Annotated in this window: 13 protein-coding genes; 5 read left to right on the top strand and 8 right to left on the bottom strand. The window is 72.5% G+C overall.

What is annotated here, in order from left to right; all coding sequences use genetic code 11:
• Positions 1-142: 142 nt before the first annotated feature.
• On the top strand, positions 143-2194 hold the full coding sequence (locus QJS33_RS01130; RefSeq protein ID WP_306365927.1) for a hypothetical protein: 2052 nt from the start codon (positions 143-145) through the stop codon (positions 2192-2194).
• A 73-nt stretch (positions 2195-2267) separates the two neighbouring features.
• Here QJS33_RS01130 and QJS33_RS01135 read toward each other — a convergent pair whose 3' ends face one another.
• Positions 2268-3593, bottom strand: coding sequence for an acyltransferase (locus QJS33_RS01135; RefSeq protein ID WP_306365928.1), 1326 nt, complete (start codon positions 3591-3593; stop codon positions 2268-2270).
• Positions 3594-3764: 171 nt separating this feature from the next.
• Here QJS33_RS01135 and QJS33_RS01140 point away from each other — a divergent pair, with 171 nt between their 5' ends.
• The 4 genes from QJS33_RS01140 to QJS33_RS01155 all read left to right on the top strand — a co-directional run bounded on the left by QJS33_RS01140 (position 3765) and on the right by QJS33_RS01155 (position 7872).
• Positions 3765-4688 (top strand): DUF3068 domain-containing protein, encoded by a 924-nt coding sequence (locus tag QJS33_RS01140; protein WP_306365929.1) that lies wholly within the window; start codon positions 3765-3767, stop codon positions 4686-4688.
• Positions 4689-4760: 72 nt separating this feature from the next.
• Positions 4761-5699: a decaprenyl-phosphate phosphoribosyltransferase gene (locus QJS33_RS01145; protein ID WP_306365930.1), complete on the top strand. Its 939-nt coding sequence runs from the start codon at positions 4761-4763 to the stop codon at positions 5697-5699.
• 13 nt (positions 5700-5712) lie between these two features.
• Entirely contained in the window at positions 5713-7083 is a 1371-nt protein-coding gene (locus tag QJS33_RS01150) for an FAD-binding oxidoreductase (RefSeq protein WP_306365931.1), read from the top strand.
• 36 nt (positions 7084-7119) lie between these two features.
• Positions 7120-7872, top strand: coding sequence for an SDR family NAD(P)-dependent oxidoreductase (locus tag QJS33_RS01155; RefSeq protein ID WP_306365932.1), 753 nt, complete (start codon positions 7120-7122; stop codon positions 7870-7872).
• Positions 7873-8061: 189 nt separating this feature from the next.
• Here QJS33_RS01155 and QJS33_RS01160 read toward each other — a convergent pair whose 3' ends face one another.
• The 7 genes from QJS33_RS01160 to QJS33_RS01190 form a co-directional block, all read right to left on the bottom strand.
• Positions 8062-9435 carry an MFS transporter gene (locus QJS33_RS01160; protein WP_306365933.1) on the bottom strand — a complete coding sequence of 458 codons (1374 nt, stop codon included), beginning with the start codon at positions 9433-9435 and terminating at the stop codon, positions 8062-8064.
• The gene (locus tag QJS33_RS01165) at positions 9432-10397 is read right to left on the bottom strand and encodes an oxygenase MpaB family protein (RefSeq protein WP_306365934.1); all 966 of its coding nucleotides are present in this window, start codon (positions 10395-10397) and stop codon (positions 9432-9434) included. Before QJS33_RS01165 ends, QJS33_RS01160 begins: the two co-directional genes overlap by 4 nt.
• A gap of 45 nt (positions 10398-10442) precedes the next feature.
• Positions 10443-11423 (bottom strand): oxygenase MpaB family protein, encoded by a 981-nt coding sequence (locus tag QJS33_RS01170; RefSeq protein WP_306365935.1) that lies wholly within the window; start codon positions 11421-11423, stop codon positions 10443-10445.
• Positions 11424-11677: 254 nt separating this feature from the next.
• Positions 11678-12259: an ATP/GTP-binding protein gene (locus QJS33_RS01175; RefSeq protein WP_306365936.1), complete on the bottom strand. Its 582-nt coding sequence runs from the start codon at positions 12257-12259 to the stop codon at positions 11678-11680.
• Positions 12240-12689, bottom strand: a complete 450-nt coding sequence (locus tag QJS33_RS01180) for a DUF742 domain-containing protein (protein ID WP_306365937.1) — start codon at positions 12687-12689, stop codon at positions 12240-12242. The genes QJS33_RS01175 and QJS33_RS01180 overlap by 20 nt, the downstream gene beginning before the upstream one ends.
• Positions 12690-12698: 9 nt before the next feature.
• The gene (locus QJS33_RS01185) at positions 12699-13145 is read right to left on the bottom strand and encodes a roadblock/LC7 domain-containing protein (RefSeq protein ID WP_306365938.1); all 447 of its coding nucleotides are present in this window, start codon (positions 13143-13145) and stop codon (positions 12699-12701) included.
• A gap of 2 nt (positions 13146-13147) precedes the next feature.
• Positions 13148-15712, bottom strand: coding sequence for a nitrate- and nitrite sensing domain-containing protein (locus QJS33_RS01190; RefSeq protein ID WP_306365939.1), 2565 nt, complete (start codon positions 15710-15712; stop codon positions 13148-13150).
• Positions 15713-16131 lie beyond the last annotated feature (419 nt).

The following is a 16131-nucleotide window of genomic DNA, read 5'->3' on the forward strand; positions in this document are numbered from 1 at the left end:
TCCAGGGGCGTTCTGAATCAAGTTCCCGTTCGGAGCATTCCGAGTGGAAAGACCAGTGTCAACAGTGAGGGCTGAAACTGGAACCTGTTGTATTCTGGCATCCGTTTTCCGGCTTGGCCAACCAGCGGCGGGGAGAGTACCGATGCCGTCCACCACCCCCACGACCGGTCCGGATCGGGAACCGGAGGTCGAGGTCAGGGTACGCCGCCCGGTCGAGGAGCCCGAGGACGAGGGACCCGGCATCGGCGCACTGGCGGCCGATGCCCTGCGCGGTCTGCGGGAGGTCTCCCGCGACGCCGTGTTCCGTGCGGCGATGGCGGTCCTGCTGGTGGCGCTGGCCGCCAAGGTGTACGTGCTGAACGCGTCCTACTTCGTCGAGGACGACTTCCTGTTCTTCGGTGCCGCCTACGCCACCGACCTCACCCCGGACTACCTGTTCTCCCTGCACAAGGGCCACTTCATGCCCGGGGCGATGTTCCTGGTCTACCTCCAGACGGCCTTCTGGCCGTACAACTGGTGGGTGAGCGCCGGGGTGATGCTGGTGTTCCAGACCCTGGCGCTGCTGACGTTCCTGCGGCTGATGTGGGAGCTGTTCGGCCGCCGCTGGGCGCTGCTGATCCCGTTCTCGGTCTACGCGCTGGCCCCGCTCACCATCCCGGTGCTGGGCTGGTGGGCGGCGGCGCTGAACGCGGTGCCGTTCCAGCTGGCCATCCTGCTGTCCCTGCTGTGGACGGTCCGCTACGTGCGCACCGGCGACCCCCGCTACGGCTGGTGGACGACGGCGGCGGTGGTCTTCGGCATGTTCTTCTCGGTGAAGGCGCTGTTCCTGCCCTCGCTGCTGTTCGTGTTCGCCGTCGCGTTCCTGTACCCGGGCCACCTCTGGGCGGGCACGGTGCGGGCGTTCCGCGCACACCGCGCGTTCTGGGGCGCGATGGTCGCCCTGACCCTGGGCTACCTGGTCCTGTACCTGGTCAGCCAGAACACCGGCAGCGGCACCGAGGGCGCCGGGGTGCCCGAGGCCGAGGCGGCCACCGAGTTGCTGCGGCGCATGCTGGGGCAGGTGTTCCCGGTGGGCGCGCTGGGCGGCCCCTACGAGTGGGCGCTCATCACCCCGGCGGGCGGCCTGGTCGAACCGCGCGGGTTCGTGGTGCTGGGCGCGGGCGTGATGTGGCTGGCCATCGTCCTGAGCAGCCTGTGGCTGCGCGGGCGCGCCTGGCGGGCGTGGGCGCTGCTGCTGGGCTACCTGGTGTTCGTGGACGCCGTCCCGACGGTGATCGCGCGCGGGCGCGGGCACGGCCTGGCCGGGGCCGACCCCCGGTACGTGGCCGACGCGGCGCTGATCTTCGCCCTGTGCCTGGCGCTGGCCTTCCTCGTGGTGCACGAGCAGCGCGCCCGGGAGTCGGTCTCAGCGGCCGGGGTCCCGCTCACCACACGGGCGGCACCCGGCCGCCGGGCCCGGCGCAACCGGGCGGTCGCGGCCGCGGTGCTGACGGTCGGCTACGCGGCGGGCGCCCTGTACTCCACCTACACCTACGCCGGAACGCTGAGCGGTGACCGGCTGCGCGAGTACATGGACAACGTGCGGGCCTCCATGGCGGACCTGCCGGAGGAGGGCGCGTTCTACCCGCGCCCGGTCCCGGAGGACGTGGTCCTGGACTGGAACGGCGACCTGCGGCTCACCTCCCACGTGCTGCCGCCGCTGGCCCCGGGGGACGACGGGGACCGGTTCGCGTACCCGGGGCAGGGGGCCGCGGCGTACGTGTTCGACGACGAGGGGACCCTGGTCCCGGGCGAGCACACCCTGTTCAGCAGCACGTTCCTGCCCGGTCCGGAGGACGAGTGCCTGGGGACGCTGGAGGGCGCGGTGTCCTGGCCCGCACTGGCGATGGGCGGCCCCGAACAGGTGGCGACGCTCGCCTACACCTCGGACGCGGACACCGACCTGGTGGTGTCGGTGGGCGGCGGCTGGATCGAGGCGGTGCTGCCGGCGGCCCCCGACGGTGGATTCTGGCACCTGCCGGTGCCCCAGCAGGGGGACCGGCTCTCCCTGCTCACCGAGGTGGACGCCCTGTGCATGACGGCGGTGGCCATCGGCAAGCTGGCCCCGGACGCCGACGGCGGCCACCCGATCCCGCTCTCGCAGGAGGAACCCGCCGACCCCGCGGAGGACGCCGGGGACGAGGGCGAGGGCTGAAGGCGAGGGTGTGCGGTGGCCTCGCCTGAGCCGCTCGGCGGCATCCACGGGGGTTCGGCGTCCCCGGGCCCTCTCAGGCCCGGCGGTCCTCCCGGAAGAACCGGCGCGACCAGCGCCGGGACGGCTCCTCCACCCAGCGGTACGTGGCGGCGGCCAGCAGCACCGTCACGAGCGTCACCGGCACCATGTCCAGCCAGAACGTGCCGGTGAAGATCTCCTGTCCGGTGAAGTCCCGCCACAGGTACAGCGCCAGGAACTGCCACAGGAACACCCCGTAGGACACCTTGGCCAGGTACTGGCACACCCGGTGCCGCAGCAGCGCCTCCAGCCACCGGCCCCCGCGCCAGGCCGCGGCCGAGCGCAGCGGGGCCGGCGGGCCCGTCGGCCGGGGGGCCAGTGCGGCGGGGGCGATGATCCAGAACGCGAAGCCGATGTCGGCCGCCGAGGAGAAGGCCGAGGTCCACAGGTCGCCCGAGCCGATGAACCGGCCGCCGGTGGCGTCGGTGGCGGCCAGGGCGAAGAACCCGCCCGCGGCCAGCCAGCACACCCCGGGCGAGGAGGCGACGGTGCGGCAGAAGCGCCGCACCGGGCCGTCGGGACCGGACTCCCGCCAGGCCCACTCCGACAGCACGGCCAGTGCCATCCCGCCGGCGAACATGCCCAGCGTGCGCGGCAGCCAGGCGTGCATGTAGTGGCGCGGCTCGGGCAGGAACTGCGGCAGCAGCGCCGCGAACCCCAGCAGCGCCATGACGCCCAGACCCCACAGCAGGCGGCGGCCCCGGGCGTCGGGGGTCCGGCCGCGCCGGGCCCACAGCGACAGCAGCAGGGCGAACACCGGCAGCAGCAGGTAGAAGCTCACCTCGACGGACAGGCTCCACATCTGCCCGAGGCCGTAGGGGCCGGTGCCCACCCACGACGGGTCGGTGTTGAACGGGAAGGTGAGGGTCATGGCCTCCAGCCAGTACCGCGGCGAGTCCAGGTGCTCGCGCGAGTACAGCAGCAGTGCGGCCAGGGCCACCACCCAGTAGGCGGGGAACACGCGCACGACCCGCCGCCACAGGTAGGTGCGGGAGGAGGGGGCGGGTGTCCCGGCCAGGGCGGCCCGCGCCCAGGGGCGGTACAGCAGCACCCCGGACAGGGTGAAGAACAGCGGTACCGCCAGGTCGAACGCCGACAGCGCACCGCCCAGCACACCGGGTGCCAGCGAGTCGCCGGTCTCGGTGGCGACGTGGAAGACCAGGACCATGAGGGCGGCCACGGCGCGGATGCCGTCGAGGGTCTCGTGGCGGCCGTCGACCTGCGGCAGGAGCCGGGCGGGGTCGGGGACCGCGGGGGAGGTGCGCGCGCCGCCGGAGGGGGTGCCGGTGGGGTCCTCGGGCGCGAAGGGAGTGGGCGCCATGGGGCCTTCCAGGACGGGGAGGGGCTGGAACACGGTCCACTAGAACGTGTTATAAAAATTCAGACACGCCCTGGTGACGTCGTTCACTACTGGGCAGTACTCTACCCGGAACTGAAGCTAGTTCCACTGAAGCCCGTTTCAGATCCAGACTCACATCGCCCAGGAGGGCAAATGCGCCGTGCCATAGCGGTCGTTCTCATCGGGTTTGGAGTCTTCTTCCTCGCCGTTGCACCCCTCATGCGCACGTGGGTGTCCAGCTCCCTGATGAAGACCCCCCTGACCTACTACAGCGAGACCGTCAACGTCGCCGAGGGGGCGACCTACTTCAACATCGAGGAGGTCGAACTCGTCGAGAACGCCACCCTGGAGGCGCATTCGACCATCCGCGCCGACGTGGCCTCCAGCACCGACGAGGTCGTGGTCTGGGACCAGTTCACCTGGCTCAAGGACGCCGACACCGACTTCGGCATCACCTCCAACAGCCGCCGCGCCGGCCACGACCGGGTCACCGGCGAGGCCGTCGACTGCTGCGACGCGATGGTCAACGAGGAGGCCACCGTCCAGAGCGGACAGCTGTGGAAGTTCCCCTTCTTCACCGAGCAGCGCGACTACGACTTCTTCGAGACGACCGTCAGGGAGGTCGTCCCCATGGAGTTCCAGGGCGTCGAGGAGATCGAGGGCGTCGAGGTCTACCGCTTCGAGCAGGTCGTCGACGGCGCGGTCACCGGCGAGCGCACCCTGCCGCGCTCGGTCGCCGGGCTGGAGGGCGACGGCGACGTGACCGGCGACGAGGTCTTCTCCATCACCCGCACCTACTGGATCGAGCCCACCACCGGCTCCCCGCTCAAGGTCAGCGAGGACCAGAACCGCGTGGTCGTCGTGGACGGCCAGGAGGTCCTGACCCTGCTCGACGCCGAGCTGGTCTTCGACGAGGCCTCGGTCCAGCAGGCCGTGGCCAACTCCGAGCAGGGCCGCACCATGCTGCCGCTGATCCACACGACGATCCCGCTCGCCGCCCTCATCGTCGGCGTCGGCTTCATCGGGATCGGCGTCGTCCTGTACCTCACCGGCCGATCCCGTGCCCACCACAACTGAAGGGCCCGTCGGACCCCGCCCCCGCCGCGACCGGCGGGGCGGGGCCGTCCGCACGGCCGGGAGGGCGGGCCTATGACGTCGGTGCTGCCGGGGACCGGGACCGGGGGAACCCCGTCCGGCGGCCGCCGCGTGCGCGACACCCTGCCCTTCGCCCTGGTGCGGGCCTGCCGTCCGCGCCAGTGGCTGAAGAACCTGCTGGTCCTGGCCGCCCCGGCGGCCGCCGGGGCGCTGGCCGAACCGCGCGCCCTGCTGCTGTGCGCGGCGGCCTTCGCGCTGTTCTGTGCGGCGGCGGCCGGCACCTACCTGCTCAACGACGTCCGCGACGTCGAGCGCGACCGCGCCCACGAGCGCAAACGGCACCGCCCCATCGCCGCCGGGCTGGTCCCGGTGCCCCTGGCGGTGACCGTGGGGATCTCCCTGTGCGCCCTGGCCCCGGCGGCCTCCCTCGCCCTGGGCGAGCCGCTGCTCACCGGCGTCCTGGCCGGGTACGTCCTGCTCACCCTCGCCTACACCCGCTACCTCAAGGACGTCGCGATCTGCGACCTGGTCGCCGTCGCCGCCTGCCACGTGCTGCGCGCGGTCGCCGGGGGCGTCGCCGTCGGCGTCCCGCTGACCTCCTGGTTCGTCATCGTGGTGTCCCTGGCGGCGCTGCTGGTCGTGGTCGGCAAACGCGAGGCCGAGCTGCGCGCCCTGGACGCCCAGGACACCGGCGGCCCGGTCCGGGCCACCCTGCGCGCCTACACGCCCACGTACCTGTCCCAGACCCGCACCATGGCGTCGGCGGCGATGATCGTCACCTACTGCCTGTGGGCGCTGGAGCAGGACGGCGGCGCGCAGAACCTGTTCCACGTGGGCAGTATCGTTCCCTTCATCATGTTCGTCCTGCGCTACAACCTGCTGGTGGACCGGGGTGTGGGCGAGGAACCGGAGGAGATCGCCCTGCGCGACCGCCCCCTCCAGGTCATCATCGTCTCCCTCGCCCTCCTGGTGGGGCTGGGCATCTACCTCTAAGGGGGACCCCGTCGTGGCCTCGCAGCCCGAACGCCCCGTGCTCCTCACCGGGTGGGGCCGCACCGCGCCGACCGCCGCCCGCGTCGTGCGCCCCCGCACCGCCGCACAGGTGGCACACGCCCTGGCCGACGCCGGCCCGCGCGGAGTGCTCGCCCGCGGCCTGGGCCGCTCCTACGGCGACGCCGCCCAGGCGGCCGGGGGCACCGTCCTGGACTGCACCGGGCTGACCGGGCCGATCCGGTTGGACGCCGACCGCGGCGAGGTCACCGTCCCGGCCGGGGCGTCCTTCGACCGGCTCATCGCCCACCTGCTCGAACGCGGGTACTTCGTACCGGTCACCCCCGGGACGCGGCAGGTCACCGTGGGCGGGGCGATCGCCGCCGACGTGCACGGCAAGAACCACCACGCCGACTCCTCGCTGGGCGCGCACGTGCGCTCCCTGACCCTGGCGGCGCCCACCGGGGAGGCGCTGACGCTCACCCCCGACGGCCCGGACGCCGAACTGTTCCGGGCGACGCTGGGCGGGATGGGGCTGACCGGGGTCATCACCGAGGCGACCCTGGCCGTGCTGCCGGTGGAGACCTCCTACATGCGGGTGGACACCGACCGCACCGACTCCCTGGACGCCACCCTGGACCTGATGGCGCGCACCGACGCCGACTACCGGTACACGGTGTGCTGGGTGGACCTGCTCGCCAGGGGGAGCGCGATGGGGCGCGGGGTGCTGACCCGCGCCGACCACGCGGGCCTGCGCGACCTGCCGCCCGCCCTGCGCCGAGCCCCGCTGCGCCACCGCGCGGGCAGCCCGCTGGCCGCCCCGCCGTGGGCGCCGCCGGGGCTGCTCAACTCCTGGACGGTGGGCGCGTTCAACACCGTGTACCGCGGCGCCGCGCCCCGGCGCAGGCGCGGGGAGGCCCAGCCCATCGCCGGGTTCTTCCACCCGCTGGACGCCGTCCGCGACTGGAACCGGCTGTACGGCCCGCGCGGGCTGGTGCAGTACCAGTTCGTGGTGCCGCTCGGGGCCGAGGACACGCTGGTCCGGATCATGGAGGGGCTGTCCCGGGCGGGCGCGCCGTCGTTCCTCACCGTGCTCAAGCGGCTGGGCGAGGGCACCGGCGGCCACCTGTCGTTCCCCCGGCCCGGGTGGACGCTGGCCGTGGACCTGCCCGCCGACCTGCCGGGCCTGGGCCGGATGCTGCGCCGCTTCGACGAGCGCCTGCTGGCCGCGGACGGCCGCCTCTACCTGGCCAAGGACGGCCGGGCCGACGCGGAGACGGTCCACGCCATGTACCCCGACCTGCCCGCCTGGCGCAAGGTCCGGGAGCGGGTCGACCCCGACGGGGTGCTCGTCTCCGACCTGGCCCGCCGCCTGCGGCTGCTCTGACACCCCATTCGTCATCCGGAAGGACATCCAAGGCACATGCGCGACTCGGTGGGAACGGTGCGGACCGTGCTGCTGCTCGGCGGCCGCAGCGAGATCGGCCTGGCCATCGTCGAACGTCTGGTGCGCGAGGGCGCCCGCGAGGTGGTGCTGGCCGCCCGCGGCGGTGTCGCCGAACCCCCGGGCGCGCTGACCGCCCTGGGCGCGAAGGTCCACTCGCTGGAGTTCGACGCGACCGCCCCCGACACCCACACCGCCACGGTCGACGCGGCGGTGGCCCTGGTGGGCGACCTCGACGTGGTGGTGGACGCGTTCGGCGTGCTCGGCACGCAGTCCGACTACGAGGCCGACCCGGCGGCCGCGGCCCGGGCGGCGGCGGTCAACTACACCGGGCACGTCTCCGCGGGGCTGGCGGTCGCCGCCCGCCTGCGCGAGCAGGGCCACGGCGCGCTGGTGGTGCTGTCGTCGGTGGCCGGGGTGCGGGTGCGCAGGTTCAACTTCGTGTACGGGTCGGCCAAGGCCGGCCTGGACGGGTTCGCCCAGGGGCTGGCCGACTCCCTGCACGGCAGCGGGGCGCGGGTGCTGGTGGTGCGCCCGGGCTACGTGCCCACCCGGATGTCGGCGCACGTGGACCCGGCACCCTTCCCGGCCACCCCGGGCCGGGTGGCCGAGGCGGTGTCGGCGGGGCTGCGCTCCGGGGCGACCACGGTGTGGGCGCCGCGCGTGCTCGCCCCGGTGTTCGCGGGCATGCGACTGATGCCGCGCCCGATCTGGCGCCGCCTGGGCCGCTGAACCGCGTTCCCCGGCCCCGCTCCGGGTCACGTCCCGTGGAGTGGTGTGGGAACAACGGCTGTTCGAACGAGAACGGATCGCGGACCGGTGCGTCGTCGCCTCCGGGGCCCGGGGTGGAACGACGTCGCACCACTCGGTGGGACACCATCCCGCTCCGGGCGGGGCCCGCGCTCCGGCGGGCCCCGCGGATCACCTCGCGGTGTCGGCGGCCGACGCGGTGTCGGCCTCGGTGAGGCGGTAGAACGCCAGCGGCACCAGGCACAGCAGCATCACCGCGGCCGGGACCAGCGTGCTGCCGATCAGCATGCCCCGCAGCGCCTCGTCGCTCTGCCGGACGACCTCGCCCGCACCCGACTCCACGTAGCCGCTCAGCGCCAGCGACAGTGACAGCAGGCCGGTGCCCACCGACTGGGCCAGCGCCTCGCCCGCCGTCCACACCCCCGACAGCACGCCGCCCTGGCGGCGGCCGTCGTCGGTGGCGGCCAGGCAGTCGGCCAGCATCGACCACGGCAGCAGCATCGTCCCCGACAGGCCGATCCCCACCAGCACCGAGGAGGCGACCGCGATCGGTACGCCCCCCAGCGGGATGCACAGCAGCCCCAGGCCGCCCAGGGAGAACACCGCGGCCGAGTAGGCGGCCGCCCGGCGCTTGTCCACCCGCACGGAGAGCCGCCGCCACAGCGGGGCGGCGGCCATCAGCGGGACCAGTACGCACACCATGAGGATGCTCGTGTAGGCGGGCTCGCCCATGACGTTCGCGGTCACGTACGGCACGCCCGCCACCATCGTCCCGCCGGCCACGGACATCAGCAGCTGGGCGGGGAAGAGCACCCGGAAGTGCCGGTGCGTCAGCGCCGTCCGCAGCTGGGCGGCCATCCCCTCGGTGCGGTGCGGGAACACGGTGCGCGGCGCCCGGCGGGTGCCGATCACCGTGCCCAGCATGGACACCAGCAGCACGACGCCCATGAACACGCCCATGAGCCGGTACCCGGTCACCTCGTCGGCGGGCGCGGTCTGGATCACCGGGGCCAGCGCCCCGCCCAGCATCAGGGCCAGGCCCACGAACACGGTCCGCCACGCGGTGAACGTCGACCGCTCGTGGTAGTCCGAGGTGATCTCCCCGGGCATCGCCGCGTGCGGCACCTGGAAGGCCGACGACGCCAGCGCCGCGGCGACGAACACCGCCGCCACGTACACCGCCGCTCCGTTCCCCTGGAGCGGCGGGCCGGCGAACATCGCGGCGAACAGCAGCGGCAGGGTCAGCGCACCGGCCAGCATCCACGGCCGCCGCGGCCCCCAGGAGGAGCGCGTCCGGTCCGACCAGACCCCGATGTAGGGGCTGACCGCCAGGTCCACCAGCTTGGGCAGCAGCACCACCAGCCCGGCCACCGCCGGGCTCACCGCGAGCGTGTCGGTGAGGTAGATGAGCAGCAGCAGGCCGGGGACCGTGTTGAAGACGCCGGTGGCCACCGCGCCGCTGCCGTACCAGGCGTGCACCGAGCGGGGCAGGGGGCCGGTCGCCGCCGCGGGCGCGGCGGTGGCGGGATCGGAGGTGGCGGTCACGCGTGCCCGTCCGCGGTGGCCTCGGCGGACTCGGCGGACTCGGCGGCGCCGTCCTTCTTCCCGTACAGCTCCTCGTGCGCGACCGGGTCCACGTCGTGGGCGACCGGGCAGCCCGCCGGGAACGTACCGATCCTGTTGACGTCGTAGCCGCCGGGGTAGCTGCGGATGTTCGGGTTCTGGTCGGCCCAGAACGGCTCCTCGCGCGGCTTCATCCGGCGCACGACCTTGGCGCGGATCTTCAGCGCGATGTCCGCGGACCTGCGCCAGGCCTTGGACGGCGGCTCGTAGCGGAAGGCCTCGATCAGCGACTCGTCCAGGATCGCCATGGAGAACCTGCGGGCCAGCCCGGCCACCCGGGGCGGGTAGAAGGTCACCATGAGGTCGAGGGTGGCGTCGGAGACCCTGCGGCCGCCCTCGGTGTAGGCGAAGTGCTCCTTCTCGTAGGCGTCGAGCAGGTCCCGGAACTCCGTGTAGGTCTCGGGGATCTCCTTGATGCCCATGTACTTGCCGAGCCTGCGGTAGTAGTTGGTGATCGCCGAGACCTCGTGGTCGGACAGCCGGCGCCAGCCGTACCCGTAGTCGTTGAGCCAGCGGACCGGCATGACGACGAAGGTGCTGAGCACGTAGCGGTAGTCGTCGTTGGAGATGTCGTAGGACCGGTGCATCTGGTTCATGCGCCGCAGCGAGTCACGGCCCTGGCCGGGCTCGAACCCGTACCGCATCATGCTGTTGAGGATGAGCGCGGTGTCGTCGTAGCGCTTCTGGGTCCGGCCGGTGAACTCGTCGGTCTTCCCGAGCAGTTCGCCGATGCTCGGCACCGCGTAGGTCCGGTACAGGGCGATGCCCAGGGCCCGGCCCATGTCCCAGGGGAACTCGTGGGCGTTGAGGATCTGCATGATCCGCACGCAGTCGGCCTCGGCGTCCAGACGGTGGATCTCGTCGCGGAAATCGAAACGCTTCATCAGCGGCTCCTTCGTATCAGGGGAGAGACGGGGGGTGTGTGGGGGTCAGTCGGCGCCGGTGGCCTCGGGGGCCTCGACGGGTGCGCCCTCGGTGGCCAGAGCCTGGCCGGGTGCGGGGACCCGGGCGCCGGTGGCGGGCACCTCCACGGTGTCCATGCCGTGGGGGACGGGGCAGCCCTTGGGGAAGGTGCCGATGCGCGAGGGGTCGTAGCCGCCGGGGTAGCTGCGGATGTTCGGGCTCTGGCGGGCCCAGCGCGACTCGGTGCGCGGCGGCATGAACCGGACCACCCTCGCCCGCAGGCGCAGCGCGCCCGCGGCCAGGGCGCGCCAGGCCGCGGACGGCTCGGGGTAGCGGAACGCGGTGATGAGGCGGTCGTCCAGCAGCGCCTTGGTGAAGGGGCGCACCAGCGGTCGCTGCCAGGCCGGGTAGAAGTCCACCATCAGCCCGAGGGTGGCGTCGGAGACGGCCCGGCCGCCCTCGGTGTAGGCGAAGTGCTCGCGCTCGTAGGAGTCGAACAGCTCGTGGAACTCCGCGTAGGTCTCGGGGATCTCCTTGATGCCCATGTGCCTGCCGAGCCTGCGGTAGTAGTTGGTGCTCGCGGCGATCTCGTGGTCGGACAGCCGGCGCCAGCCGTACCCGAGGTCGTTGAGCCAGCGGACCGGCATGACGACGAAGGTGCTGAGCACGTAGCGGTAGTCGTCGTTGGAGATGTCGTAGGACCGGTGCATCTGGTTCATGCGCCGCAGGGCGTCGCGGCCCCGCCCGGGGCCGAACCCGTGCTCCATGATGTCGTTGAGGATGAGCGCGGTGTCGTCGTAGCGGTGCTGGGTGCGCTCGGTGAACTCGCGCGTGTGCGCCAGCAGCTCCCCGATGCTCGGCACCGCGTAGGTCCGGTACAGGGCCAGCCCGAGCGCCTGCTCGATGTCCCAGGGGAACTCGTGGGTCCCCAGGATGCGCACGATCTCCTCGCAGTCGGCCTCGGCGTCCAGGGCGTGGATACGGTCGCGCCACTCGAACCGCTTCATGGGGGTGTCACTCCAGTCACCTCGTGCGGGCCCGCCCGGGACGGGTCCATGGTCTGCGGGGCGGGGCACATCCGGGACGTGCCACGGGGCGCACTTTACCTGGAATGTCCTTTTGTACAGGCGGTCCGGGTGCCGTGGCCACTCCGCCGAACCCTAACCGTGTCCGGTTCGTATCCCCCCGTACCCGCCCCCGCAACGCGCCGGGGCGGGCGGGTCGATGACCCGCCCGCCCCGAGAGGAGACGTCGTTCCAGGTCAGGCGGCCATGCGCTCGGCGACCCGGGTGACCAGGGTGAGCAGGACCTGCTTGGCCGAGGAGCGCACGCGCGCGTCGCACAGGATCACCGGGATCGCCGGGTCCAGGGTCAGCGCCGCCCGCACCTCCTCCGCCTCGTACTCGTGCGCGCCGTCGAAGCAGTTCACCGCGACGACGAACGGCACCCCCCGCCGCTCGAAGAAGTCCACGGCGGCGAAGCAGGTCTCCAGCCGGCGGGTGTCGGCGATGACGATCGCGCCCAGGGCGCCCTCCGACAGCTCCTCCCACATGAACCAGAAGCGCTCCTGGCCGGGCGTGCCGAACAGGTACAGCACCAGGCTGGGGCTGATGGTGATGCGCCCGAAGTCCAGCGCCACCGTCGTGGTCGTCTTGGACTCCACCCCCGACAGGTCGTCCACACCGTAACTGGCCTCGGTCATCACCTCCTCGGTGCTGAGCGGGGCGATCTCGCTCACCGAGCCCACCAGGGTGGTCTTGCCGGCCCCGAAGCCGCCCGCGACCAGGATCTTCAACGCGGACGGAACGGTGTCCCGGGAGAGGTCAGAGTCGCTGGATGCCATCGAGAACCGCCTGGAGTACGTCCCGGCTGACCGGGCTCTTCGCTGTGTAGGGGGCGCGGGCCAGGGCCAGCCCGCGGTTGAGGAGGTCGCTGAGCAGGACCTTCACGACGGCCACCGGGATGTCCAGGTGGGCCGACAGCTCGGCGACCGACAGGGGGCGGCGGCACAGTTCCAGGATCCGGAGCTGTTCGGGCTCCAGGGCCATCTCGTCGACCTCGGCCCGCTTGGCCGCGATGACCACGCTGATCATGTCCAGCTTGACCGTGTCGGCGTGGTCCCGCCCCTGGGCGATCACGTACGGGCGGACCAGCGGTCCGGCCTCCGGGCCGTCCGGATCGCCGGGTTCCGCGTCCCCGTACCCGCCGACCGCGTCGCGGTGCGGCAGGCCGTGGGGATCCCCGCCCGGGTCGAATACGTCGTGCGCTTGCATGGCCGTCCCCTATCGCGTGGCTTCTCCGGTCGCTCCCTCATGGCGGGGCGCCGCGTCGAGGTAGCGGCCCACCTGCTCGACCAGGACGTTCATCTCATAGGCGATGAGGCCCACGTCGGCGCTCTCCTCGGCCAGGACCGCCAGGCAGGCGCCCCGGCCGGCACCCGTGACGAAGAGGTAGGCGCTCTCCATCTCGACCACGGTCTGTAGGACGTCGCCGCCGTTGAAGTGCCGCCCGGTGCCCCGGGCCAGGCTCTGGAAGGCGGAGGCGACCGCCGACAGGTGCTCGGCGTCCTCCTTGGCCAGTTCGTGCGAGCGGCCGATCAACAGGCCGTCCGCGGAGAGGACGATGGCGTGCCGGGAGCCCACCGCGCGTTCGAGCAACTCGTCCAGCAGCCAGTCGATGTCCTTCTTGCCCGAGCCTTCGCGCTCGATGCGTTCGGGAGTACTCGTCACTGTCAGTCGTCCTTGTCGGTCTCGTGGGTCTGATGCTTGCCTTCGCGCCGACCGCGATCGGTCCCCTTCTGGAACGCGGTCATGTTCCGGCGCAGGCGCGCCAGCCGCTCGGCACCGTCGATGCCGCCCGCACCGGGGGCCGGAGCCCCTTCGGCGTCCCCGCTCCGGGAGGGGGGTTCGGGGTCGGCGGCCAGTTGCGGGGCCAGGTTCTCCTGGGGACGGCGTTTGGGGAGGGCGGGCCGTCCGCCGCCCGCCTCGACCCGTTCCGGCTCCGCCGCCCCGGAAGCGGGGGCGGGCACCGCGCTGATGGTGGGCCGGCGGGTGGGCAGGGCGGGACGGGGGTCGAAGCCCCCGGCGAGGACGTCGGCGCCGTTCGCCCCGTTGGCACCGTCGGCTCCGTTGACACCGTCGGCGGAGTGGGGCGCCGCGCCGTTCCCGGCCGCGTCGTCGCCGGAGCCCGTGTCGGCGGACGGGGAGACCCCGGCCTCCAGGGGGTCCGCCGCGGGGGCGGGGGCGGGGGCGGGGGCATCGGGCGCGGGCACCGGGGCCAGGACCGGGGCGGACCCGGACCCCAGGGCGCCGCCGGGGGCGTGGTCGATGATCTCGCGCACCTCCCAGATGTCGCCGTCCTGCTCCTCGGCGGCGGGCAGCGGGGAGCGCTCGCCGGTGATGATGTCGTGCGGCAGCAGGACGATCGCCTGCACACCGCCGTACGGGGAGGGGCGCAGGTGCACCTTGATGCCGTGCCGGTGCGCCAGGCGGGAGACCACGAACAGGCCCAGGCGCATCTTCTCGTTGAGGCGCATGACGTCGAACTCGGGCGGGTCGGCCAGCAGCCGGTTGGCGGCGGCCAGCTCCTCCTCGGTCATGCCCAGGCCGCGGTCCTCGATCTCGATGGTCACACCGTTGGGCACGTCGTCGCTGCTCAGCCGCACCTGGGTGTGCGGGGGCGAGAACATGGCGGCGTTGTCGACCAGCTCGGCGACCAGGTGGATGACGTCGGCGACGGCCGGGCCGTTGAGGTGCACGCGGGCGATGCGCTCGCGCTTGACCCGGGTGTAGTCGCCGGACTCGGAGATGGCGCCGCGCAGCACGTCGATGAGCGGCATCGGCCGGTGCCAGGTCCGCCCGGGCGCCTCGCCGCCGAGGATGAGCAGGTTCTCCGCGTTGCGGCGGGACCGGGTGGCCAGGTGGTCGAGCTTGAACAGCTGGGCGAGCTGCTCGGGGTCCTCCTGCTCGCGCTCCATCTTGTCCAGGAGGCGCAGCTGGCGGTGGACCAGGGTCTGGCTGCGGTGGGCGATGTTGAGGAACACCCGGTTGATGCCCTGGCGCAGCTCGGTCTGCTGGACGGCCTCGTCGACCGCGGCCCGCTGGGCGGAGTTGAACGCGCGGGCCACGTCGCCGATCTCGTCGTCGCTGGTCGCGATGAGCGGCAGCATCGCGTCGGTGTCCACCCGTTCGCCGCGGTGCAGCCGGTCCATGAGGTCGGGCAGGCGTTCCTCGGCCAGGGCGTTGGCGTCGTCGCGCAGGCGCAGTAGGCGGCCGGTGAGCGACCGGGAGGAGCGGCGGGCCAGCAGGAAGGCGGCGGTGAAGACGGCGGCGACGCCCAGACTGCCGCCGACGGCGACGAGCACGGACCGGTTGGCCTGGTTCCGGGTGACGTCCGCGGAGTACAGGGCCTCGTCGGCGCCGATGTCGGTGAGCTCGCTCAGCACGTACGCGTGGTCGGCGTCCCATTCGTCGCCGTTCACCGGCATGGAGAGGTCCTCGACCTCGGTGACGGCCAGGGTGGTCGGGTCGGTGACGGACTCGGTCCGGATCCGCCGCTCGATGATCCGCGTCTCCATCTCGGTGAGCCGCGCGTACTCGGGGCTGTCCAGCACCGCTTCGAACCGGTCGGCCTGGCCCGGCCCGCTGAGGTAGGGGCCGTTGGCCTCGATCAGGTGGCGGTAGGAGCCGACGAGCTCGGTGAAGACGACCTGGTCCTCCCAGGTGAGCTCGTCGTTCGCGAAGGCGCGGGCGAGTTGGGCGTCGGTGCGGGCGAACAGGTCGACGGTGCGGAACATGTACACGGCGGTGAAGCCGGGGTCGACGGCCGCGTCCGTGGCGCCCGAACGGCCCTGGCTGTCGAACGTGTCGGCGCCGTGCAGGATCAGCTGGTTGTAGTACTCCAGGACCTCGTCACGGGAGAGGGAGCCGTCGTCCACGCCCGCCCGGATCTCGTCGATCCGCCCGTACTGCTCGTGGAGCATGGTGATGTGGTGGCCGGCCTGTCCCGGGGCCAGGTCCGCGAACCCGATCAGCTCGCCGATGACCGCGCCGAGGGAGGCGTCCGTGTCCTGGCGGGCCTCGGACAGATCGGCTGCCAGCTCCTGGTTCTCGGGGTGCTCGATGAAGGCGATGCTGCGGGCGCGCTCGCGCATGGCGTCCACCAGGCCGACGGCGGCCGGGGTGACCATGTCGTCGGTCGCCGAGGAGCGGATCAGCTGCATCACGGCGCCGTAGCCCAGCACCAGCGTGAGGATCAGCCACAGGGCGAGCAGAGCCGCCGTGGGGATCGTGACCATTGCGCGGATGCGGGACGCGATCGTCCGCCCGCGTCTCGGGGGTACTGCCTGCACGGTTCTCCTGTCGATCCGCGTCGAAACTCTTCTCGGGGTGCGGTATCAGGGGCGCCGTCCCGACCGGTGCCCGGTCGTCGACACCGCAGGCCCCGGGGGGGTCGCCCGCCCTGCGGGCCGTGTCCGTTCGGGGGTGTCTCGACACGGGACCTACCGCAGGGTAACCACAAAAGCGGTATTTCGGCGCTGGGGATCGTATCTCGGCAGAGAAACGACGAAATATCCGGGTGGTGGAGGCAGTCTGCCATGACGAGGCGGAATGTCCACCTGGAGGGTGGGGGCTAGCGTGGTGTGCGGCCTCATGGGTTCTATGGGACGAATGTCACATATTGCGGAGTGAAGCGCAAGGAGTGCCCCGTGTGACG

It is taken from the genome of Nocardiopsis sp. CC223A (genome assembly GCF_030766825.1).
GTDB lineage: Bacteria > Actinomycetota > Actinomycetes > Streptosporangiales > Streptosporangiaceae > Nocardiopsis.